This is a genomic window from Pseudomonas sp. PDM31 (genome assembly GCF_019218965.1).
Lineage (GTDB): Bacteria > Pseudomonadota > Gammaproteobacteria > Pseudomonadales > Pseudomonadaceae > Aquipseudomonas.
Window position 1 is genome coordinate 237324 of the sequence record NZ_JAHUWS010000010.1, and the last position, 20758, is coordinate 258081.

21 protein-coding genes are annotated in these 20758 nt (G+C 60.0%); 6 read left to right on the plus strand and 15 right to left on the minus strand.

All coding sequences use genetic code 11. The annotated features are described in order from the left end of the window. Window positions 1-13: 13 nt before the first annotated feature. The 5 genes from KW839_RS20620 to KW839_RS20640 are packed head-to-tail and all read right to left on the minus strand — an operon-like array spanning window position 14 to window position 6310. Window positions 14-811, minus strand: a complete 798-nt coding sequence (locus KW839_RS20620; RefSeq protein WP_218425343.1) for an enoyl-CoA hydratase/isomerase family protein — start codon at window positions 809-811, stop codon at window positions 14-16. Then, the gene (atuD, locus tag KW839_RS20625) at window positions 808-1965 is read right to left on the minus strand and encodes a citronellyl-CoA dehydrogenase (RefSeq protein ID WP_060540984.1); all 1158 of its coding nucleotides are present in this window, start codon (window positions 1963-1965) and stop codon (window positions 808-810) included. The genes KW839_RS20620 and atuD overlap by 4 nt, the downstream gene beginning before the upstream one ends. A 25-nt stretch (window positions 1966-1990) precedes the next feature. Further along, window positions 1991-3607 (minus strand): geranyl-CoA carboxylase subunit beta, encoded by a 1617-nt coding sequence (gene atuC, locus KW839_RS20630; protein ID WP_218425344.1) that lies wholly within the window; start codon window positions 3605-3607, stop codon window positions 1991-1993. A gap of 3 nt (window positions 3608-3610) precedes the next feature. Next, the gene (locus tag KW839_RS20635; protein WP_218425345.1) at window positions 3611-4495 is read right to left on the minus strand and encodes an SDR family oxidoreductase; all 885 of its coding nucleotides are present in this window, start codon (window positions 4493-4495) and stop codon (window positions 3611-3613) included. 12 nt (window positions 4496-4507) lie between these two features. Beyond that, complete coding sequence (locus tag KW839_RS20640; protein ID WP_218425346.1) at window positions 4508-6310, minus strand: acyclic terpene utilization AtuA family protein; 1803 nt, start codon at window positions 6308-6310, stop codon at window positions 4508-4510. A gap of 176 nt (window positions 6311-6486) precedes the next feature. On the opposite strand from KW839_RS20640, the gene KW839_RS20645 reads away from it, so the two are divergent. From KW839_RS20645 to KW839_RS20655, 3 genes are all read left to right on the plus strand, one after another. Continuing rightward, window positions 6487-7113 carry a TetR/AcrR family transcriptional regulator gene (locus KW839_RS20645; RefSeq protein ID WP_218425347.1) on the plus strand — a complete coding sequence of 209 codons (627 nt, stop codon included), beginning with the start codon at window positions 6487-6489 and terminating at the stop codon, window positions 7111-7113. A gap of 90 nt (window positions 7114-7203) precedes the next feature. Continuing rightward, entirely contained in the window at window positions 7204-8022 is an 819-nt protein-coding gene (locus KW839_RS20650; RefSeq protein ID WP_218425348.1) for an ABC transporter substrate-binding protein, read from the plus strand. Window positions 8023-8170: 148 nt separating this feature from the next. Beyond that, the gene (locus KW839_RS20655; RefSeq protein ID WP_218425349.1) at window positions 8171-8983 is read left to right on the plus strand and encodes an alpha/beta fold hydrolase; all 813 of its coding nucleotides are present in this window, start codon (window positions 8171-8173) and stop codon (window positions 8981-8983) included. An 80-nt stretch (window positions 8984-9063) separates the two neighbouring features. Here the strand turns inward: KW839_RS20655 and dsbG are convergent, their stop codons facing one another. From dsbG to KW839_RS20685, 6 genes are all read right to left on the minus strand, one after another. Beyond that, complete coding sequence (dsbG, locus tag KW839_RS20660; protein ID WP_060540990.1) at window positions 9064-9831, minus strand: thiol:disulfide interchange protein DsbG; 768 nt, start codon at window positions 9829-9831, stop codon at window positions 9064-9066. Then, on the minus strand, window positions 9807-10673 hold the full coding sequence (locus KW839_RS20665) for a TlpA disulfide reductase family protein (RefSeq protein ID WP_060540991.1): 867 nt from the start codon (window positions 10671-10673) through the stop codon (window positions 9807-9809). The genes dsbG and KW839_RS20665 overlap by 25 nt, the downstream gene beginning before the upstream one ends. Then, entirely contained in the window at window positions 10673-12409 is a 1737-nt protein-coding gene (gene dsbD / locus KW839_RS20670; RefSeq protein WP_218425350.1) for a protein-disulfide reductase DsbD, read from the minus strand. Before dsbD ends, KW839_RS20665 begins: the two co-directional genes overlap by 1 nt. Before the next feature lie 99 nt (window positions 12410-12508). Continuing rightward, window positions 12509-13216: a hypothetical protein gene (locus KW839_RS20675; RefSeq protein WP_218425351.1), complete on the minus strand. Its 708-nt coding sequence runs from the start codon at window positions 13214-13216 to the stop codon at window positions 12509-12511. A gap of 61 nt (window positions 13217-13277) precedes the next feature. After that, window positions 13278-13943, minus strand: a complete 666-nt coding sequence (locus tag KW839_RS20680) for a hypothetical protein (RefSeq protein WP_060540994.1) — start codon at window positions 13941-13943, stop codon at window positions 13278-13280. Window positions 13944-14100: 157 nt separating this feature from the next. Then, a complete protein-coding gene (locus KW839_RS20685) occupies window positions 14101-14802 on the minus strand; it encodes a hypothetical protein (RefSeq protein WP_060540995.1) in 702 nt (233 codons plus the stop codon). Window positions 14803-14907: 105 nt separating this feature from the next. Here KW839_RS20685 and KW839_RS20690 point away from each other — a divergent pair, with 105 nt between their 5' ends. The 3 genes from KW839_RS20690 to KW839_RS20700 are packed head-to-tail and all read left to right on the plus strand — an operon-like array spanning window position 14908 to window position 17110. Continuing rightward, complete coding sequence (locus tag KW839_RS20690) at window positions 14908-15066, plus strand: hypothetical protein (protein WP_156465487.1); 159 nt, start codon at window positions 14908-14910, stop codon at window positions 15064-15066. Window positions 15067-15107: 41 nt separating this feature from the next. Beyond that, window positions 15108-15788, plus strand: coding sequence for a response regulator (locus KW839_RS20695; protein WP_060540996.1), 681 nt, complete (start codon window positions 15108-15110; stop codon window positions 15786-15788). Next, entirely contained in the window at window positions 15785-17110 is a 1326-nt protein-coding gene (locus tag KW839_RS20700; protein WP_218425352.1) for an ATP-binding protein, read from the plus strand. Before KW839_RS20695 ends, KW839_RS20700 begins: the two co-directional genes overlap by 4 nt. 62 nt (window positions 17111-17172) lie before the next feature. On the opposite strand, the gene KW839_RS20705 is transcribed toward KW839_RS20700, so the two are convergent. From KW839_RS20705 to KW839_RS20720, 4 genes are read right to left on the minus strand one after another with little or no spacing between them, the layout of a single operon-like run. After that, on the minus strand, window positions 17173-18084 hold the full coding sequence (locus tag KW839_RS20705; protein ID WP_218425353.1) for a metal ABC transporter solute-binding protein, Zn/Mn family: 912 nt from the start codon (window positions 18082-18084) through the stop codon (window positions 17173-17175). Continuing rightward, complete coding sequence (locus KW839_RS20710; protein WP_218425354.1) at window positions 18085-18984, minus strand: metal ABC transporter permease; 900 nt, start codon at window positions 18982-18984, stop codon at window positions 18085-18087. Further along, window positions 18984-19829, minus strand: a complete 846-nt coding sequence (locus KW839_RS20715) for a metal ABC transporter ATP-binding protein (RefSeq protein WP_256352761.1) — start codon at window positions 19827-19829, stop codon at window positions 18984-18986. Before KW839_RS20715 ends, KW839_RS20710 begins: the two co-directional genes overlap by 1 nt. Next, entirely contained in the window at window positions 19826-20752 is a 927-nt protein-coding gene (locus KW839_RS20720; RefSeq protein ID WP_218425355.1) for a metal ABC transporter substrate-binding protein, read from the minus strand. Before KW839_RS20720 ends, KW839_RS20715 begins: the two co-directional genes overlap by 4 nt. Window positions 20753-20758: the final 6 nt, after the last annotated feature.

The window sequence follows — 20758 nt, forward strand, 5'->3', positions numbered from 1 at the left end:
CTCGCGATGCTTTTTAAGAGGCCCACCCCGGTTTACGTTTCTGCATGAAAGCCATGGTCCCTTCGACACCTTCAGGCCCCGTCACCGCCTCGCTGAACCACTGCGCTGCTTCATCCAGCAGCGCATCGGACGGTTGTCCGGCACTGGCCAGCAACAGCTTCTTGGTCGCCGCATTGGCTTGCGGCGCGCAACACAGGACATGGGCCAACACCTCGTCCAGACGCTCGGCCAATGCTTGCGGGTCGTGTTCGACAAAATGCACCAGCCCCAGGCGCCGGGCCTGGGTGCCATCGAAACGGGCCGCTGTCAGGGCCAGTCGGCGGGCCTGGGTCAGGCCGATTCGCTGCACCACGAATGGCGCGATCTGCGCCGGCAACAAACCCAGGCTGGTTTCCGGCATGCCGAACTGCGCCTGATGGTCGGCCAGGGCAATATCGCTGACGCAGGCCAGGCCGAGGCCACCGCCGAGCACTGCGCCTTGCAGCACCGTGATGACCACTTGCGGCGCGTGTTGAACTTCTTGCAGCAGCGCACCGAATACCCGGTTCAAATCGCGATGTGCGTTCGAACCCTGCGCGCGGGCGTTGGCCATGTCCTTGATATCGCCACCGGCACAGAAATGCCCACCGACACCGCCGATCACCAGTGCGCGAACCCCTGGTTTATCGCGTACCGAGGCCAGCACCGAGCGCAATTCGGTGACCATCTGCAAGCTCATCGCATTGCGGCATTCCGGGCGGTTGAGGGTGATGTGCAGCACGCCGTTGTGCAGCTCCAGCAGCAAGGTCTGACAAACCGGCAGATTGTTCATTTCTTTTTCCCCGGCAGGATGCCCATGAGTTTGCAGATGATCCCCAGCATGATCTCGTCGGCGCCGCCGCCGATCGACACCAGGCGCACGTCCCGGTAGGCCCGGGCCACCGGGTTGTCCCACATGAAGCCCATGCCGCCCCAATACTGCAGGCAACTGTCGCTGACCTCGCGGCCCAGCCGCCCGGCCTTGAGCTTGGCCATGGATGCCAGGCGCGTGACGTCCTGGCCTTTGATGTATTGCTCGGTGGCCTGATAGACCAGCGCGCGCAGGCATTCGATTTCGGTTTGCAGTTCGGCCAGGCGGAAGTGGATCACCTGGTTGTCGATCAGCGCATTGCCGAAGGTCTTGCGTTCCTTGCAATACTCGATGGTGCTGTCGACGCAGTATTCCAGGCCCTTGATCATGTTCGCCGCGCCGAACAGGCGTTCTTCCTGGAACTGCAGCATCTGCATCATGAAGCCCGCGCCTTCATGGCCGATGCGATTGCGCTGCGGCACGCGTACGTTGTCGAAAAACACCTGGGCGGTTTCCGAGCTGCGCATGCCGAGTTTGTCCAAGTGCGAACTCAGGCTGATACCCGGGGTGTTCATGGGCACCATGATCAGCGACTTGTTGATGTGCGGTTTGTCGTCCGAGGTGTTGGCCAGCAGGCAGATGAAATCGGCGCTTGGCGAGTTGGTGATCCACATCTTGCTGCCATTGATCACATAGTCGTCGCCGTCCTTTCGCGCGGTGGTTTTCAGTCCGGCGACGTCGGAACCGGCCCCGACTTCGGAGACGCCGATGCAGCCGACCTGCTCGCCGCTGATGGCCGGTCGCAGAAATTCTTCGCGCAAGTCATCGGAGCCAAAGCGGGCCAGTGCCGGGGTGCACATGTCGGTCTGCACGCCGATGGACATCGGAATACCGCCGCAATGAATGGTGCCGAACTCTTCGGCAGCGACGATCGAATAGCTGTAGTCCAGCCCCATGCCGCCGAACTTTTCCGGTTTCGAGATCCCCAGCAGGCCGAGGTCGCCAGCCTTGCGAAAGATCTCATGGATCGGAAAGCGCCCGGCCTTTTCCCATTCTTCGACATGAGGGTTGATCTCGTGCTCGACGAATTGGCGGACGGTGCGACGCAGTGCTTCGTGTTCCTGGGTGAAGATCATTTTTATTGTTCTCCTTTGATCGCCCTCAGAAGCGGGCTACACCAAAACTGTTGGCTTGCAGCGGCCGCACTTGGGCCTCGTGACAGATATCGAGCAAGTAACCGAGCAAGGTCCGGGTATCGCGCGGGTCGATCAAACCGTCGTCCCACAGATTGGCGCTGCCATAGAGCGCCGTGGACTGGCTGTCGAGTTTCTGCGCGGTGACCTGTTCAAGCATGTCGAGCATTTTCGGGTCGGGCACCAGGCCGTCCTTGGCCTGCTTGGCTTCGGTAACGATGCGCAGCACCTTGCCTGCCTGCGCGCCGCCCATGACGGCGGTGCGGCTGTTGGGCCAGGCGAAGATGAAGCGCGGGTCCAGACCGCGGCCGCACATCGCGTAGTTGCCCGCACCGTAGGAGCCGCCGACCACCACAGTCAGTTTCGGCACCCGTGCATTGGCCACGGCCTGAATCATCTTGGCGCCGTGCTTGATCACGCCTTGCTGTTCCGACTCGGTGCCGACCATGAAGCCTGTGGTGTTGTGGAAGAACAGCAGCGGTGTCTTGCTCTGGTCGCACAGCTGGATGAACTGTGCGGCCTTGCTTGCCCCCTTGGGGGTGATCGGGCCGTTGTTGCCGATGAAGCCGCAGGCGCGGCCCTGAATCCGCAGGTGACCGCAAACGGTCTGTTGATCGAACTCGGCCTTGAATTCGAGAAAGTTCGACGCATCGGCGATGCGGGCGATGATTTCGCGTACGTCATAGGGCTTTTTCGGGTCGTCCGGAATCAGCCCCAACAGTTCGTCGATGGGGTACAGCGGTTCCTCCCAGTGCCGTTGCGCCAGGGGCGGCAGCTGTTCGTTCCACGGCAGCAGGCTGACGATCTCGCGCACCTGGCGCACGCCGTCGGCATCGTTTTCGGCAAGGTATTCGGCGGTGCCGGCCGTCTGTGCATGCATCTCGGCGCCACCGAGTTCCTCATCGCTGGCGACCTCACCGGTGGCGGCCTTGAGCAGCGGCGGGCCGGCGAGAAACAGCTTGGCCTTGCCACGCACCACCACCACGTAATCCGACAAGCCCGGCTGATAGGCGCCACCCGCCGTGGCCGAGCCGTGTACCACGGTGATCTGCGGCAAGCCCATGGCAGACATGCGCGCCTGATTGGCAAAGCTGCGCGCGCCTTCGACGAAAATCTCCGCCGCGTAATTGAGGTTGGCGCCGCCGCTTTCGGCGAGGGTAATTACCGGCAGGCGGTTTTCCATGGCGATCTGTTGCAGGCGCAGGGATTTTTTCAGGCCACTGGGAGAGATGGTCCCGCCCTTGATCGCGCTGTTGTTGGCCACCACCAGCACGCGCACACCGGACACGTAGCCGATCCCGGCGATCAATCCACCGCCGGCCGAGCTGCCGTCCTTGTCGTCGTGCAATTTGTAGCCGGCCAGGCTCGCCAGTTCGAGGAACGGCGCGCCGGGATCCAGCAGCAGGTTGAGGCGCTCTCGCGGCAACAACTGGCCGCGCTTTTCGAATTTAGGCCGGGCTTGCTCCGCTTTGTTCAGCTGGTTCTGCTCCAGCTCGCGGACTTGCTCGATGGCGCTGAGCATTGCCGAGCAATTGCGCGCGAACTGTTCGCTGAAAGGGTCCACTTGCGACTCAATCACCGTCATGGGTTATTCCTTGTTCTGGCGGCCATCAGGCTGCAGCACATCCGGTAAATAGGCACGGTGGAAACCGTTGTACGACTCGCTGTTTTTCGCCTTGTGAAGCGGCCAGGCGCGCCCGCCGAGGCTGGCGGCACCGTCGATGCGTAACGTACTGCCACTGACAAAGGCCGCCGCCGGGCTGAGCAGGAAAACGATCGCGGCGCTGACTTCCGATTCGGTGCCGATGCGCTTGAGCGGTACATGTTCGCGCAAGGTCGGAATCACCGCCTTGAACGCACCTTCGTAGGTGTCCATGCCGCTGGACGCGATCCAGCCCGGCGCCACGGCGTTGACCCGAACCCCGGCATAACCCCACTCGAACGCCGCGGTCTTGGTCAGGTTGTCCATGCCCGAACGGGCGGCACCGGAGTGGCCCATGCCGGGCATGCCGCCCCACATGTCGGCGAGCATGTTGACGATGGCCCCACCGTGTTTGCTCATGGACTGGTTGAACACTTCCCGGGCCATCAGGAAACCGCCGACCAGATTGGTGCGCATCACGGTTTCGAAGCCCTTTTGATTGATCGAGGCCAGGGGTGACGGATACTGGCCGCCGGCGTTGTTGACCAGGCCATGGATGAGGCCGTGTTTGCCGATCAGTTCGCTGACCAGATGTTTGACCGGCTCTTCCTCGCGAATATCGCAAACGGCCCAATCGGCCTGGCCGCCGTCTTCGGCAATTTCAGCCGCGACGTTCTTAAGCTTGTCGGCGTTGCGCCCGACCAGCAGCACGTGGGCACCGAGGGCCGCCAGCTCATGGGCGGTGCAGCGGCCGATGCCACTGCCGCCGCCGGTGACGATGATGTTTTGGCCGGCAAACAAATCGGCTTTGAAAATCGAATCGTAGGCCATGGCGGCAGTCCTCTACTTGACTTGGTCGGCGATGCTTTGTGGCACCGGAATCTGGATTTCCAGCAGTTGCTGGGCGAAGGCCTTGCCCTGTGGATCAATCCGCAGGCTGGCGATACCGCCACCGCCGAGGGCGTTCTCCAGGAGGAAATTCAGGCTGTGGCTGGCAGGCAGATACCAGCGTTCCACCCGTCCGTGGACCGGATCGAGGACGTGATTCATCCAGTCGACGATCACCTCCGGGGTCAACGCTTCGGCGATCCACGGCAGGTATTCGGGCTCGCGGGCCATGACACCTATGTTGCTGTGATTGCCCTTGTCGCCGGAGCGCGCGACGGCGAGTTTGACCAGGGCCACGCTGGCGTCGGCCGGCCCCGCGGGCTTTGGCGGTGCGAAGGGTGCGGGCAAGTCGTTGCTGTCGAGCACATCGAGGGCGGGCAGGGCGCACGGATAGCGCTCACCGCCGAGGTCGATTTCCAGCTGGCAGGCGTTCTTGTCGATCAGGAACGAGAACAGCCGGATCAGCGGATATACCGTCGGCCGGCCACCGACAATCCCGGTCAGCCCCGGCGCCATGCCAGTGGCCGCTTGGGCAATTTCCCGGGAGAACAGGATCAGCGCCTGTTTACTGGCATGGCGCACTGCGATCTTGATCACCACTTCGCGGCTGTCCTGGCGCTGGCCGTGGGGGCCGTAGGTGGCTTCGCTGCCCAGCAACTCGATGTTCACCTCGCTGTACGGCGCCCAGCCGCGTTGACTGAACATTTGCGAGGTCTTGTTGATGATGGCTTCGCTGACCCGGCGTGCCTTGTCGACGGCATCGATACCGGCGATCAGGCAACTGGCCGTGCAGCGAAAACCGTCCGGGCAGGTGGCGCTGACCTTGTATTGGGCGGTAGGTGGCAAGCCTTTGGCACCGTGTACCTGCACCGCGTTCTTGCCCTGTTGCACCAGCCTGACCTGAGTGAAGTCGCACACCACATCGGGCAACAGATAGGCCCGAGGATCGCCAATTTCATAGAGCATCTGCTCACCCACCGTCAGCGGCGTGACCAGGCCGCCTGTGCCTGCGGGCTTGCTGACGATGAACTGACTGTCGGCGCTGACTTCGACGATGGGGAAGCCGATGTGTTCGTAGTCCGGAACATCGCGCCAATCAGTGAAGTTGCCACCGGTACATTGGGCGCCGCATTCGATGATATGACCGGCCAGGGCCGCCTGGGCCAATTTGTCGTAGTCGTGCCACGACCAGTTGAACTCATGCACCAGGGCGGCGCTGACCACGGCGCTGTCGACCACGCGGCCGGTGATCACAATGTCCGCACCCAGGCGCAGGGCTTCGACGATGCCTGGCGCGCCGAGGTAGGCGTTGGTCGAGACGCACAGGGGCGGCAGTGGTGCGCCGCTGAACATTTCCTTGATACCCAGGTTGCCCAGCCGTTTGAACTGCGGTTGCAGGTCATCGCCCAGCAGCACGGCGATTTTCAGCACCACGCCAGCCTTGTCGCAAGCTGCCTGCAAGGCCGCTGCGCAAGCCAGGGGATTGACGCCGCCGGCGTTGCTGATGACGCGGATTTTTTGTTCTACGAGCTGCGCCAGCAAGGGCGCGAGGACTTCTATGAAGTCGCCTGCATAGCCAGCCTGGGGATCTTTCATGCGTGCGCCGGCCATGATCGACATGGTGATTTCGGCCAGGTAGTCGAACACCAGATAATCCAGATGCCCGTGCTCGACCAGTTGCGCGGCGGCGGTCGAGGTGTCACCCCAGAAGGCGCTGGCGCAACCGATGCGAATAGTTTTTGGCGCAGTCCTTTCCATAGCTACCTCCCACCGAAGTGCATTGACATTACCAAGCAAGCGCTTGGTTTGTAAATGGCTGGATTTTCTTCTGCCAAGCGCTTGCTTGGTTGCACCGGTCAGCTTAAATTGCCGGCGCAACCCCAGAGTTTCCGGGGATCCGGCGTCATTGGTTGATCGACTGTAGGAGATAATGGGTGGACGAGCAAAAAGCCCTGAAGGTCATGCGTGAATTGGTGGACAACGGCCAACTGACCGACCCGGACAGCGCCCGCGGCAAGCTGTTGCAAGTGGCCGCCCACCTGTTTCGCAACAAGGGCTATGAGCGCACCACCGTACGCGATCTGGCCGGCGCCGTGGGCATTCAGTCCGGGAGTATTTTTCATCACTTCAAGAGCAAGGACGAGATCCTGCGCGCGGTGATGGAAGAGACCATTCGCTACAACACCGCGTTGATGCGTGCCGCCATCGCCGAGGCCGGCAATGTGCGCGAGCGCGTGTTGGCGCTGATCCGCTGTGAATTGCAGTCGATCATGGGGGGCAGCGGCGAAGCCATGGCGGTACTGGTCTACGAGTGGCGTTCGCTGTCCGAAGAGGGCCAGGCCAAGGTGCTGGCACTACGAGACATCTATGAAGACATCTGGCTTGAGGTGCTGGGTGAGGCCAAGACCGCCGGTTTCATTCATGGCGATGTGTTTGTCACTCGCCGATTCCTCACCGGTGCGTTGTCCTGGACCATCACCTGGTTTCGCCCTGACGGCAGTATGAGCGTCGATCAATTGGCCCAAGAGGCTTTGATTCTGGTGATGAAGGATCAGCAATAGGCTTGTATTGGCCGGCAGGAAACTGGCTAACTGGGCAAAACCGCCTGGCTTGAATGCATTGATGCTGTTTTATTGAGGAGTGGGTTGTTGATGGGTTCGCCATTTCGGCCGGCCGCACGGCTTTTGCTGGCGACGCTAGGGGTGTTCTCACTGGTGCCGACGCATGCTGCGCAATTGGTGCGCATTGGCGCTGCGCACTTTCCGCCCTACACCGTGCGCCCGGAGTCCGGCGTCGACACCGGCTTGTTGCCGCAACTGGTCGAGGCACTCAATACAGTACAAAGCGATTATCGCTTCGTCCTGGTCCCCACCTCTATTCCCCGGCGCTTCGGTGACCTCAGGCAGGGCCGGGTCGACATGGCGATCTTCGAGAATCCTGCCTGGGGTTGGGAAAATATTCCCCATGTCGCCGTTGATATGGGGCTCGAAGATGCGGAAATCTTCGTCGCGCAACGTCTGCCCGAGCGCCAGCAAAGCTACTTTACCGACCTCACCGGCAAGCGCCTGGCACTGTTCAGTGGCTACCATTACGAGTTCGCCAACTTCAATGCCGACCCCCAGCTCCTCGCGAAGAATTACAATGGCACGCTGACCTATTCCCACGACAGCAATCTGCTGATGGTGTTGCGTGGCCGCGCCGACATTGCCCTGGTCACACGCTCCTATCTGAGCGACTACTTGTTGCGTAACGAAAAAGTTGCCGACGAGTTACTGGTGTCCCAGCGTGTCGATCAGATCTATCACCACTACGCCATTTTGCGTCCGTCCGGGCCCATCAGCGGCGAGGCCTTTGCCAAGGTGTTGCAAGACTTGCGCGAGAACGGCCAGATACTGAGGATTTTCCAACCGTACAAGATTGCGCTGGTGCCGGTCCCCCCGATCGAACCTGCGGCTCAGCTCGCGAAGTGACAGCCTTTTCCTGAAACTCTCCTTGTGGCTCACGTCCCATCTGATGGCGGGCTTGCGGTGAACTGTCTTTGTACATCCCCATACACTTGCAGCGTTGACGGTGGAGCGTCGGCGGCTCAGCCTGCTCCATCCAGGTAAGGAGCCACCTATGGCATTCGTGATAATAGATGGACAGCCGCTGCATTACATCGATCAAGGTACTGGCCCGGCAGTGCTGCTTGGCGGCAGCTACTTGTGGGACCTGACGATGTGGGCACCGCAGATTGCGGCGCTGTCACAGCAGTATCGGGTAATCGCTTTGGATTTGTGGGGCCATGGTGAGTCCGGGGCGTTGCCCGCCGGTACGACGTCGCTTGAAGATATTGCACGGCAAGCATTGGCCTTGCTCGATCATCTGGATATCGAGCGCGTCACACTGGTCGGACTGTCGGTCGGCGGGATGTGGGGCGCGCGCCTGGCCTTGTCCGCTCCAATGCGGATCAACGGGCTGGTGATGATGGATACCTATGTGGGCATTGAGCCCGAGCCCACTCGCCTGTATTACTTCTCGCTGTTGAAGCAGATCGAAGAGGCAGGAGTCATCACCCCGCAACTGCTGGATATTATAGTGCCAATCTTCTTCCGACCCGGGATCGATCCACAGTCGCCGCTGTATCAGGGTTTCCGAGCGTCGCTGGCGGCACTGCCGGCCAATCGCTTGCGTGAAAGTATCGTGCCGATGGGGCGCATTACTTTTGGCCGGGCGGATCTGTTACTACGGCTGAGCGAGTTGAACCCGCAAACAACCCTGCTGTTGTGCGGCGATCAGGACACACCGCGGCCACCCCATGAAACCCGGGAAATGGCCGAGTTGATCGGTTGCCCTTATCAGTTGGTACCGGGGGCAGGGCACATTTCCAATCTGGAAAACCCCGAGTACGTGACCGCGGCGCTATTGAAGTTTCTGGCTCGAAAAAACTAGTCGCTGTCTCCAACCCTATCGTCGCAACGCTGCTCGGAGCGGTCGGCTCCAGGTGCTGTTGCGACGATGGGCGTGTGGGATCACTTCGGCCCGAGAATCTCCACCAGCTTATCCGGTGATGGTGCCCCCTGCTGCTGTTGCAATTCACCCTTGGCGTCCATGTAGAAAATCGCCGGAGTGGCCGACAGCTCCAGTTCTTCCATCAGTTGCATGTTGGCTGTGAGTTTCTCCTGAATTTGCGGTGGCACTTCTTTCAAGGCCTTGAGCGAGCTGCTCTTGCCGGCTTTTTCGTGTTCTTCCAGGGCCTTTTGCGGGTCCTTGGCGGCAAGCAGCGCGGCGGACTTGCCGGGGCTGTCCTCACGGATGATGCCGACCATGATGTGCCGCAGTTGCACCTTGCCGGCCTTGACCCAGGGCCGCGCCTGCTCCCAGAACATGTTGCAGTAAGGGCAGTTCGGATCGCTGAACAGGTACACCACGCGCGGCGCATCCTTGTTACCGTCGCCGATCCAGTTGCTCGCTTCCATCTTGGCCCAGACTTCCTTGGACATTGGCGCGTACACCAGCTTTTGCAGGGGGGCGCTGCTCAGGTCGTTCCCTTCGGCATCGTAAAGATTACCCAGCAGTACATGCTTGCCATCCGGCGTCAGGTACAGCGCCATGCCGCGGTTCTGGTATTGCGCGGCATAACCGCGCAACCCGTCCGGTGCGTCGAACTGGCCGACGATTTTCGCGCCTTTGGCTTCGATCTTCTTGATCGCGTCGGGCAACTCTTCGGCCTGCAGCGATGGCAGGTGCAGCAGGGCTGCACCGAGGCTCAGGGTCAGCAGGTGGCGGAGGCGGGACATGGCAGTTTCCTTGAGGTATTGGCCGGTGTGGCAGAATTTGGGGTGTCGAAATTTTCCAGGGCGCGGGCCAGGCTGGCATCCGACAATTCGCCCAGGTGGCTGGCCAGCAGGCGGCCCTCGGGACTGTAGAACAGCGTGGTCGGCAATGCCATGGAGCCAACGGCCTGGCCCAGGCGACCGCCGCCGTCGAACAGCACGTTGGACAGGCTCAGGCCCTGGGTTTCCAGGAACGTTGCGACGCTTTGCATGCTTTCAGCCTGATTGACGAACAGGAATGTCAGGTCCGGCCGCTGTTGCTGGGCGTTTTCCAGCACGGGCATTTCCCGGCGACACGGCGGGCACCAGGTGGCCCATAGATTGATCACCAACGGGCCGCCCTGATAGTCGGCCAGTTGCACGGTTTGTCCGGCAGCATTTTTCAGGGTGACTTGCGGTAGACGGGTGCCTTGCTCGTAAATGCTCAGTGAGAAAGTGGCCAGCAACCAGAACGCCAGTCCGCTGGCCACGCCAAAACCCAGCGGGCGGCGCAGGCCCGGGCGTCGCCAGCCGCGATACAAGGTGGCGAGCAGCACGGCGATGACTCCGGGCCAGGCGAGGAAACCGCCATCGCGCAGATCGATGATTTGCCACGGGTCGCTACGATAGTGTGCCCAGTAAACGGCCACGAAACCGATGCGAGCGGCCAGCATGCCCAGCAGAAAAAGGCTGAACAGCGCCGACTCGGGATTTTCGCCGCCGCGCTTGGCCACTCGCCAACCGACAAAAGTTGCCAGCACCAGCGCACTGATCAACAACAGGTGATTAAGCGCGATGGCAAAGGTGCCGAGGGTAAAGGTCAGCATTAACGGGCGTCTCGGGTAGTGGTCCAGCGTTGCAGGAAAGTAGCGGCATCGACCTCACCGGTGATGCGCTGACTGCGGCGCTCCTCGCCATCGGCGCCGATCCACAGCAGGCTCGGCGGCCCCGGCACCTTGTAACGGCCGAGCAGCTCACGGCTGGCGGCATTGTCGGCGGTGACATCGAGTCGCAGCAAGCGCACATCGCTCAAGGCGTCGAGCACCTCGGCTTTGCCGAATACCCGTTTTTCCATGACTTTGCACGACACACACCAGTCGGCATAGTAGTCCAGCAGCACCCATTGGCCCTGTGCCCGTGCCGCGTCGAGCTCCCGTTGCAGCGCTGCCGGGTCCTTGATCGTAGTGAAGGCGTCGTGGCCGACGGGGCGGGCGACACTGCTCTCGTTCGAGGCACTGTAGACCTGCAATGGCTTGAGCAGATCGTCGCTGCCGCCAGCGGCACCGATCATCAGCAAGCTGCCCCACAACCCCAGCAACAAAGAACCGGCACCGAACACGTGGGCGGTTCGACTGAAACCCGAGGCCTGACGCCAGCTGCTGTACGCGGCGATCACCAGCAAGGCGCCGCACAACCCGATCCACAGGGATTCATCCAGCACCGGGCGCAGCATCAGCAATGCGGTGGCCAGGAACAGGAAGCCGAATACGCCTTTGAGCAGGTTCATCCACGCGCCGGGTTTGGGCAGGAAGCGATTGCCTACGGTTACCAGCAACAACAGTGGCACACCGATGCCGACGCCCATGGCGAACAGAATCAGCCCGCCGTGCAGCGCATTGCCGCTTTGCGCGATATAGAGCAACGCGCCGGCCAGAGGGGCGGTCATGCACGGGCCCACCAGCAAACCGGAAACGGCTCCCAGCACACCCGCACCGACCAGACTGCCACCGCGCTGATTGCGCGAGACATTCTCCAGGCGATCACGAACGGCCACTGGCAATTGCAGTTCGAAGAAGCCGAACATCGGCAACGCCAGTAACACGAACACCGCGGCAAAAGTGCCCAGCAACCAAGGATTTTGCAGCAGCGCCTGAAGGTTGGCACCGAGCATCGCCGCCAGCACACCCATCGCCGCGTACACCAGTGCCATGCTCACGACATAGCTGGCCGCCAGCGCAAAACCACGTTTGGGCGTGGCGCCGCTGCCAACGATCAAACCGGCCAGAATCGGCAACATCGGCAACGTGCAAGGCGTGAAGGCCAGCAACAGGCCCAGACCGAAAAATACCAGCAGACTCCAGCCCAGCGCCCGTTGCTGCAGGCCACTGGCCAAGGCCTGGTCCGGCGCTTCGTCTAGCGCGGAGGTGGCGGCTATTCCACCCAGATCCACGACCTGGGTTTGCGGCGGATAACACAGACCGGCATCGGCACAGCCCTGGAAACCCACCTTGATTTGCCCGGTGGCGCCCGCCGGAATTTTCAGCTCCAGGCCCTGGCGATAGACCTGCTGTTCACCGAAGAACTCATCGCTGTGGGATTCGCCCTCGGGCAATGCCGGCTTGTGCTGCGCGGGTAAACCATCAAATTTCAGGCGCTGCTGGTACAGGTAGTAACCATCGGCGATCTGCCAATAGAGTTGTGTTTCGCCGGAGTCCAGGCGTTCGGAGGTGAAAATGAAGGCTTTTCCGACGGGAAGAAAGTCAGGTTTGGTTTCGAACGGGTTTGTCCCCGCATGGGCCAGACCCGAGATCAGGAGAACAAAAAATAAAAAGAATCGACGCATGGTTGAGGCTTGTCCGTGTGCATGTGAGGTGCACGATGGAGGGTGGCGATTAACCGGTGATTAACCGCCACGCAAGTCTGCCATGGTCTGTGATGAAGCTCAGTCGCGCAGCAGGCCGGGCCATGTCTCGTCGTTGACCGGGTAACAGCCCATGACTCTGTTTTCCGGCATGTTGTAGACGAGGTATTCGTCATTGGTCAGGAAAATGTAGAAGTGACTACTGGCAAGTGTCCGATCATTTTGTGCTGCGGTAATCATTCGATGCTTGTAAGGCTCCAGGCCTCGCCAAGTCATTTCGTTGATGGTTTCAACCGTCAAGTTTCCCCTTTGAAGACTCAGGGAATATCCATTGTCCATAAGGAATCGTATTGGATTAGGTTCTCCTATCCATTCAACGGTGATATCCCACCATGTGCCTGCGATAATGTGATCGAAATACGGAAGAATTGGGTGCCAGTGAGTATCGGCAAGCTTGCGGTCGCTCCATACTTTATCAGTTTCTTGATCGTACTCGCAGACCCGGGGTGTGGTGCCTTGATAATAAAAGAGCCAAAGAATGTCGCGGGATTTGGTTATGTATGGAGTAAGTAGTATGTCAAGTTTAGTGGTAAAGCCAAAGCGCAGGTTTTTTGCATTTACGTGAAAATCATGCCAGGTACTATGGTTGATGGCTTTAGGGAAGCCCATGGCTGCCCATCCCTGTGCAATATCAAATCGAGTGTACGTATTGGTATCTTTGAAGAAGAAATAAATTTTGTCCTTTCCTGAGCGCCAGTCAAAGGCAACAAACTTTTCAAGTTTTGACATGGTCTGATTCCTTTCAGGTGTGGCGAATAATCGAAATGGCTGAGTGAAGGGTTGCCCGTATTCAGTTTGATCTCAGGCCAGGCCAGTTACCTTCATTTACATCGAATGGGCCAGTCAAAGCATCGATGCTCTGGTGCCTGAAATATTGGCCGTTGGTGAGGAAAATGTAGAAAGTGCTGTGGAAAGCAGGGGTGTCGTCCAGCACCGCAGTCATCAGGCTATCCTTGTATTTTTCTAGCTTCTCCCAGCCGGCTTTTTGAAGTGATAGCTTTGTGAGACGATTAAAGAGCACGTTGAAGTCAAGCACAAAATTATCTCTCAATAGCACCCGAAATTGGTTTGGTTCAGATATCCATCTGACTCCAACAATTCGATCGAAGTGAGGATGCAGTGCTGCCCATTTGGTTTGGGAAACTGGTTTACTGGATACAACGCTGTCACTATCCTGAGAATACTCGCATACCATCGGAGTGTTATCCTGGTAATAGAATAGCCAAAGTGTATCTTTTGCATGGCCGTTGCCTGCACCCGTGAATCCAAAACGCAGGTTTTTTACGTGTGGCGCGAATTCCCCCCAGTTGCCGTAGACGCTTTTGGGGTACTCGGGAAGAATCCCATTCGCAGCTATATCAAAGCGAGAGTAAGTTTCGGTGTCTTTGAAGAAGAAGTAAATCTTGTCTTTTCCGTCTCGCCAGTCGACGGCGACGGTGTTCTTCAGTTTTGGCATGGTTTAGTCCGTTTGATTGGGTTATGGGCGGGGTTAATAGTTCAGTAAAGTCAATCAACTCCAGGTTCGTCGTGTTGAGGGTTGTTTGTTTTTGTTTGATAACTGATTGACCCACTTCGTACTTTCCTTTGGTCGACCACTCGTAAAGGGGCAGCCTTCAAATTTGTGGCAGGCCTGGCCAATTCGTGTCATCGACTTTCATTGGGCCGGCCTCCAGGGCGTTGTTCCAAAGGTCGTATCGTAGATATTCATTCTGGGTCAGAAATACGTAGAAATGGCTGTTGGCTAAACTGCGGTCGTTCTGCACGGCGGTAATGATCCGGTGTTTATAGGGTGCCAGTCCGGGCCAGGTCTTTTCACTGATGGCATGATGGATCAATTGTTTTCTAAGTAAATCCAGTTCTATGGCATTTCCGTCGTTCAGGATGAATCTGAATGAGCGCCGATTGAGCGCGCTCTCCCGCCATGTGCCGGCTACGATGCGATCAAAGTAAGGAAGTAACAAGTGCCAGGATGAGTCGGCGACACGATCTGTTCTATTGACCTGACGGGCATCCTGATCGTACTTGCACACCATGGGTACGCCATTGTCAAAGTAGAACAGCCACAATATGTCCGAATCCATTCCAAAATTCCGGGTGGGTTCGAAACCCGTTGTGGTGAACCCGAAGCGCAGGTTTTTCGCATGGGGATGGAAGTCGTGCCAGTCCGCGGCGGTCACTTCCCGAGGGAATCCGTCGGCGACTTTGTCTTCGGCGATATCGAACTCGGAATATGTATTGCTGTCCTTGAAAAAGAAATAGATTTTGTCTTTTCCTGCACGCCAGTCGACGGCGACAAAGTTTTTAAGAATTAGCATGGGTTGAATCCTTTCTTTGATTGGTTGTTGTTGGTGATTGAGTGGGCTGATTGTCAGATGTGCTGAGATGAATAAAGATTAACGCTGAAAGGAACGGTTTTAATAATGTCTTTGTTGGATATTTTATTTCCAATGGCATCAGGCATATTGCGAATGGATGAGACGGTTAAAATGCTTCGTGGTAGTTTCATTGGTAATGCATCATTTGTCGGTATTGATTACGCCTTTTCGCCGGCCATAGCCCTTGCCATAATTGAGGCTTAATCTTCACCTGTTTCACTGATGTTTTCGCTCAGGGAGCTCCCATGCACGTACTGGTTTGCGAAGACGATGAGCTGATTGCCAGTGGAATCGTCGCCGGGCTGAGCGCCCAGGGCCTGACGGTAGAGCATGTGGCCACTGCCTCTGCTGCCCGGGCCATGTTGAAGGTGGCGCAGTTCGACGTCATGGTCCTCGATCTCGGCTTGCCGGACGAAGATGGTCTCAAGTTGCTGCAGCAGCTGCGTCACAACGGCCTGGAGTTGCCCGTACTGATACTGACGGCCCGTGACTCGGTCACTGATCGTGTCGATGGCCTGCAGGCTGGCGCCGACGATTATCTGCTCAAGCCGTTTGATCTTCGCGAGCTCGCCGCGCGTCTGCACACGCTGTTGCGGCGGGTGGCGGGGCGCAGTGTCAACCTTATCGAGCACGGTGCCTTGACGTACGACCCCAGTAGTCGTGAAACCAGGCTCGGCGGCAAAGCGGTGGACCTGTCGCGCCGCGAGCAGTCGCTGCTGCAGGCACTACTGCATAACCGAGGGCGGGTGCTATCCACCGAGCAACTAAAGGACAGCGTCTACGGCTTCAACGACGAGCTGGAAAGCAACGCCCTCAACGTCCATATCCATCACCTGCGGCGTAAACTCGGCAATGGCATTGTCGAGACGGTGCGCGGCCTGGGCTATCGCCTGGGGCCGGCCAATGGCGGAGAAGAATCGAAGTGATGAGCCTGCGTTTGCGCCTGAGCCTGACGCTCGGCGCCGCCTTTGCGTTAATCTGGGCCCTGGCTGCGGCCTGGATGCTCAGCGATCTGCGTAATCAGATGATGTTTTCCCTCGACCAGCGGCTGGTGGCTTCGGCGCGCATGGTCGCCGGCTTGATGGAGCAGTTGCCGCCCGTGTCGAGCAAGGGCGAAGGCACCCATTTCAGTGCCGAACAATTGAACATTCCCGGTGGCATGGCCTGTCAGGTCAGTTCCTTGCGCGGTGAAATCCTCGCGCGCAGCCATATGGATCCGCAACAAGCCCTGGAAGCCGAGAAAATGGGCTTTCACGATCAGATGATCGACGGTGCGCCATGGCGCAGTTTCACCCTGGCCCGTGGCGATCTGCGCATCACCACTGCCGACCGGCAGATCGAACGTGAGGCGTTGAACATGTCGATCCTGCTCGCTGCATCGGTGCCGGTCGGCGTGGCGCTGCTCGGTTGCTTGTGCCTGCTCTGGCTCGGAATTGGCCAGGGGCTGGCACCGCTCAACCGCATGCGCGATGCCTTGATGCGCCGTAGCGCCGACTCCCTGGAGCCGTTGCAGATCCAGCCGCTGCCCAGCGAATTGCAATCCTTGCTCGAAACCCAGAATCAGTTGCTCCAGCGGATCGGCAAGGCCATCGAACGCGAGCGTCGCCTGACCGGCGACGCGGCCCACGAACTACGCAGCCCGTTGACAGCCATCAAGACCCACTTGCAAGTGGCGCGGATGACTGACGGCGCGGCGCGGGATCAGTCCCTGGCCCGGGCTGAAGAGGGCGCGGACCGCATGCACCGGACCCTCGAGCAATTGCTGTTGTTGGCGCGAGTCGAAGGCAGCCTGTCGTTCGATGACGGTGTGCAGTGCAACGCCGAGCAGGTGGCAAAACTGGCGATCCAGGATGCGGCAAGTGGTGACCGCCAGCGCATCAGGTTCCAGTCGCCGAACAAGGTTTCGGGTGCACCGGTGCAAATGCCCGCGGTGTTGTCGATTGCCGCGTTGCGCAACTTGCTCGATAACGCGCTGCGTCATACACCAGCCGACAAGTCTGTCGAGTTGAGCGTGGAAACTGCCGGCAATCGTGTGCAGTTCGTGGTACGCGACCACGGCCCGGGTATCGCTGAGGAAGATCTGCAAAACCTGACCCAGCGCTTCTGGCGCAACGGCCAGAGCACCGGCTGCGGCCTGGGGCTGGCGATTGTGCAGGCCATCGTCCAGCGTTGCGGTTGCACCCTGCGTTTCGATAGTCGCCCGGATGGGTTGCGCGTCGAGCTGACGATGCCGCTGCAGCCCATCTGACAACCACATTTCCCTGCAGGAACTACCGCAGGCTCGGGCTGTGTTCGGATGATCTTTTGATCTTATGTTGCGGGCTTATCGCTAAGCCCCTTGATCAGTGAGTCCACATTTCCTTCCAGCTCCACCACCGGATCTTCGGCGTCGATACTCAACACCATCAACTGACTGCCAGACTCGGCAATCACCGCTTTCACCGCATCCGACGGCTGCCGATGATGCAGCACCACGGCCACCTCATTGTCCTTGAGCGTCGCGCCCAGTTGCTTCAATGCTTCGGGCGTCCATTCGGCATCCGGCCGCGCGTCCAGACCGGCCAGTTCCAGGTTGAGCCCGCCGATCAAGTAGCCGAAGTGATCGCTCAGGCTCATCACGCTGAGGTTGTCTGCCGCAGCCAGCCGCGCCTCGCTGTCGGCGCTGAGCTTGAGCAAGCGCTGCTTGAGCGCTGCCAGGTTGGCATCGATTTTCGGTTTGGCTGCGGGGCTCAGGCGTACCAGATCCGCTGCCATCACATCGGCCATACGCCCCATGTTATTGCTGGAAAGCCATGGCTGGCTGTTCAGGCCATCAACCTGGTTGCCGGGCTGCACGGCAATGCCGGGCAGGGCGCCGTCGACCGGGCGAGCCGCGTCGATTTCGACGATACGGATATTGCTACGGCGCGAGATCGGGTACAGCGGATCATCCGGCCACAGCGAGCGCACGCCGATCACGGCATCGGCGTCGCTCGCCAGTTTCGCCAGCGCCGCCGCGCCACGCCCGGTGAAGTAGGCGGTCTGGCGGCTGCCGGGCAGGTTGGCCGGGGCCGCGCGTTCGAGGCTGACATCGGTGCCCTTGAGCAGCACTTCACCCAATCCATAGGTAATCGGCAACGAGGCCAGCACGCGCAGCGGTTTGCCGCTGTCGGCGGCGCCTGTCGTTGTCGCCAGCCCGCACAGGGCAAGGGCCAGGGTCAGTTTACGAAGAGAAAATGACATTTATCCAAGGTTCCCTTTCAGGCTGGGGACGACACCGCGCGCAATGGCGGCCAGGGCGAAGGCAATACCGGCCACCAGAATGATCGCGGCGCCGGACGGAATCGGCAGGTCGAAGATGATCGGTGCGAGAATTCCGCACAGGGTGCTGACCGTGGCGATCAGTACCGAGCACCAGAAAAAGCCTTTGAGCGACTGGCTGAGCAAGCGTGCCGCCGCGGCCGGAATTACCAGCAGGGCGCCGACCAGAATCGCGCCGATGACTTTCACTGCTGCGACGGTGATCAGAGTCACCAGGATCACGAACAGATAGTCCAGGGACTTCACCGCCACGCCGCGTACCGCCGCCAGTTGCGGATTGAAGCTGGCGAGCATGATGCGGTTGTACAGCGGCAAGGCCAGGGCCATGACCAGCGAGCCGACGATGGCCAGTACCAGCAGATCATTGCCGTTGACCGTCAGCACCGAGCCGAACAGCACGTTTTCCAGAATGTGCACGTTGATCTTGCCCGCCAGAATCAGCAGCAGGCTCGCGCCGAGCGCCAGGGACACTGAAAGAAACACGCCGATCAAGGTATCCGGCGCCAGCCCGGTGCGGTTGCGCAGGTAATTGAGCAGGATGCCGAACAGCAGGCAGTAGCCGAACAGACTGCCGTAAGTACCCGTGTAAGGCTCGCCGAGCAGAATGCCGATGGCCACGCCGGTCAGTGCGGCGTGACCGACCGCTTCGGAGAAAAACGCGAACCGCTTGACCACCACCAGGGTGCCGAGGCCGCCCAGAACAGGGCCGATCAACAGTCCGGCGAGCAGGGCGTTGACCACAAATCCATAGGCCAGCGCCTCGGGCAGATAACCCGACGACGCCCAGCCCTGGACCATCAGACGAAAAGCTTCGTAACTCATCAGGCAAGGCTCCGTGGATGGGTCGAGAACAGCGTCAACAGCCGCTCCGGGGTCAGCGCCTGTTGCGGTGTGGCGTCGAACAGCACCCGGCGATTGAGCCCGGTGACGTGATCGGCCAGGCGTCCTACCGCCTCCAGATCGTGTTCGATCCACAGCACGGTGATGCCCGCCGTTCGCCAGTGCGCAAGCAATCGTTCGAACACCTGGATGCCCGCCTCATCAAGGGCCGACATCGGCTCGTCGAGCACCAGCAATTGCGGCGACGGGATTAGCCCCTGGGCCAGCAACACCCGCTGGCGTTCACCGCCGGACAGCGCGCCCATGCGCCGCTTGCGCTTGTCCTGCATGCCGACCCGCTCCAGGGCCTCGCCGATGGCGGCCGCGTAGTGCTTGCTCAAACCAAGGAACGCCGGGCGCCGCTGGCACATCGCGGCCATAAAATCGTCGACGGTCATCGGCAGGCCCCGGTCGAACTCCAGGGCCTGGGGTACGTAGCCGATGGTGCCAGGCTCGCCGGGCCACTGCAGGCTCAAACGGCCCTGATGCGGCATCTGCCCGAGCAAGGTCTTGATCAGCGAGCTCTTGCCACCGCCGTTGGGGCCGACCAGCGCATGCACACTGCCTGGCCGGACCTGGAAGGTCACCTTGTCGAGGATCGTCGTGCGCCCGAGGGTCAGACTGACGTCGGCAAAGTCCAGGGTCGGACCCGAAACCTGTAGGCGCGGGCTTGCTCGCGAAAGCGGAGTGTCATTCAACGATGTTGCCGACCGACCCACCGCATTCGCGAGCAAGCCCGCTCCTACAGGGGGTTCGGCGTTGGTCAGGATGGTCTCTTTCGACGTCATGCCCCAGACTCCTGAATCGCCCGCACCACAGTGTTGAGGTTGCCGGTCATCTCTTTTTCGTACTTGTCAGCGGTGTATTCGCCGTAAGAAATGTGCGACAGCGGATACAGCTTCACACCGGATTCGCGCTGAATGGTATCGACGTAGGAGGACGGGAAATCCATCTCCGAGAAAATCACCTTCACGTCCAGCTCACGCAGCTGATCGATGGTCTTTTTCAACTGGCTCGGGCTCGGCTCGATACCGTGGGCCGGCTCCACCACGGCGGTCACTTCCAGGCCGAACTCGCGCAGAAGGTAGTCGTAGGCCGCATGCACCGTGGCCACCCGCAGTTCGGCGTTCGGTGCCTGGGTCAGTTTGGCCAGGGCGTCGGCGCGCATCTTGCGCAGGCGCTTGCCGTAGGCGCGGGCGTTCTCGGTGTAGGTCTTGGCGTTGGCTGGATCGAGCTTGCCCAGTTCCCGGGCGATGTTGTTGACCTGGGCAATGGAAGCGCTGATCGACAGGAAGGTATGGGGATTGACCACCTTGCCTGCCCCACGGGCGGCAACGCCAGTGGCGGCCAGCAGGGGCACGTTTTCGTTGGCTTCGATCACCGGGACCTTCGGGGTATCGCTGGCGGCGATCATGCGGTCGGCGAAGTCGTCATGGCCGACGCCGTTGAGCACGACTACATCGAGCCCGCTGATGCGCTTGATGTCTTCGGCGCGGGGTTCGTAGGCGTGCGGGTTGAAACCGGCCGGAATCAGCGGCACCACCTCGGCCTTGTCGCCGACGATGTTGGCCACGTAGCTGTAATAAGGGTGCAGGGTGATGCCGATGCGCAGGCGCTTGGCTTCGTCGGCGCTGGCCTGGGGGGCCAGTACAAAGGCAAACATGCCGGCCAGCAACAGGCGCAGGAAAGAGCGTTGAGATGAATTGGGCATTGGGAA

Bases quoted from the DNA above. Each gene is read 5' to 3' on its own strand.
- KW839_RS20620 (WP_218425343.1), bottom strand. From the start codon at position 811: ATGAACAATCTGCCGGTTTGTCAGACCTTGCTGCTGGAGCTGCACAAC.
- atuD (WP_060540984.1), bottom strand. From the start codon at position 1,965: ATGATCTTCACCCAGGAACACGAAGCACTGCGTCGCACCGTCCGCCAA.
- atuC (WP_218425344.1), bottom strand. From the start codon at position 3,607: ATGACGGTGATTGAGTCGCAAGTGGACCCTTTCAGCGAACAGTTCGCG.
- KW839_RS20635 (WP_218425345.1), bottom strand. From the start codon at position 4,495: ATGGCCTACGATTCGATTTTCAAAGCCGATTTGTTTGCCGGCCAAAAC.
- KW839_RS20640 (WP_218425346.1), bottom strand. From the start codon at position 6,310: ATGGAAAGGACTGCGCCAAAAACTATTCGCATCGGTTGCGCCAGCGCC.
- KW839_RS20650 (WP_218425348.1), top strand. From the start codon at position 7,204: ATGGGTTCGCCATTTCGGCCGGCCGCACGGCTTTTGCTGGCGACGCTA.
- KW839_RS20655 (WP_218425349.1), top strand. From the start codon at position 8,171: ATGGCATTCGTGATAATAGATGGACAGCCGCTGCATTACATCGATCAA.
- dsbG (WP_060540990.1), bottom strand. From the start codon at position 9,831: ATGTCCCGCCTCCGCCACCTGCTGACCCTGAGCCTCGGTGCAGCCCTG.
- KW839_RS20665 (WP_060540991.1), bottom strand. From the start codon at position 10,673: ATGCTGACCTTTACCCTCGGCACCTTTGCCATCGCGCTTAATCACCTG.
- dsbD (WP_218425350.1), bottom strand. From the start codon at position 12,409: ATGCGTCGATTCTTTTTATTTTTTGTTCTCCTGATCTCGGGTCTGGCC.
- KW839_RS20675 (WP_218425351.1), bottom strand. From the start codon at position 13,216: ATGTCAAAACTTGAAAAGTTTGTTGCCTTTGACTGGCGCTCAGGAAAG.
- KW839_RS20680 (WP_060540994.1), bottom strand. From the start codon at position 13,943: ATGCCAAAACTGAAGAACACCGTCGCCGTCGACTGGCGAGACGGAAAA.
- KW839_RS20685 (WP_060540995.1), bottom strand. From the start codon at position 14,802: ATGCTAATTCTTAAAAACTTTGTCGCCGTCGACTGGCGTGCAGGAAAA.
- KW839_RS20690 (WP_156465487.1), top strand. From the start codon at position 14,908: ATGTCTTTGTTGGATATTTTATTTCCAATGGCATCAGGCATATTGCGA.
- KW839_RS20695 (WP_060540996.1), top strand. From the start codon at position 15,108: ATGCACGTACTGGTTTGCGAAGACGATGAGCTGATTGCCAGTGGAATC.
- KW839_RS20705 (WP_218425353.1), bottom strand. From the start codon at position 18,084: ATGTCATTTTCTCTTCGTAAACTGACCCTGGCCCTTGCCCTGTGCGGG.
- KW839_RS20710 (WP_218425354.1), bottom strand. From the start codon at position 18,984: ATGAGTTACGAAGCTTTTCGTCTGATGGTCCAGGGCTGGGCGTCGTCG.
- KW839_RS20715 (WP_256352761.1), bottom strand. From the start codon at position 19,829: ATGACGTCGAAAGAGACCATCCTGACCAACGCCGAACCCCCTGTAGGA.
- KW839_RS20720 (WP_218425355.1), bottom strand. From the start codon at position 20,752: ATGCCCAATTCATCTCAACGCTCTTTCCTGCGCCTGTTGCTGGCCGGC.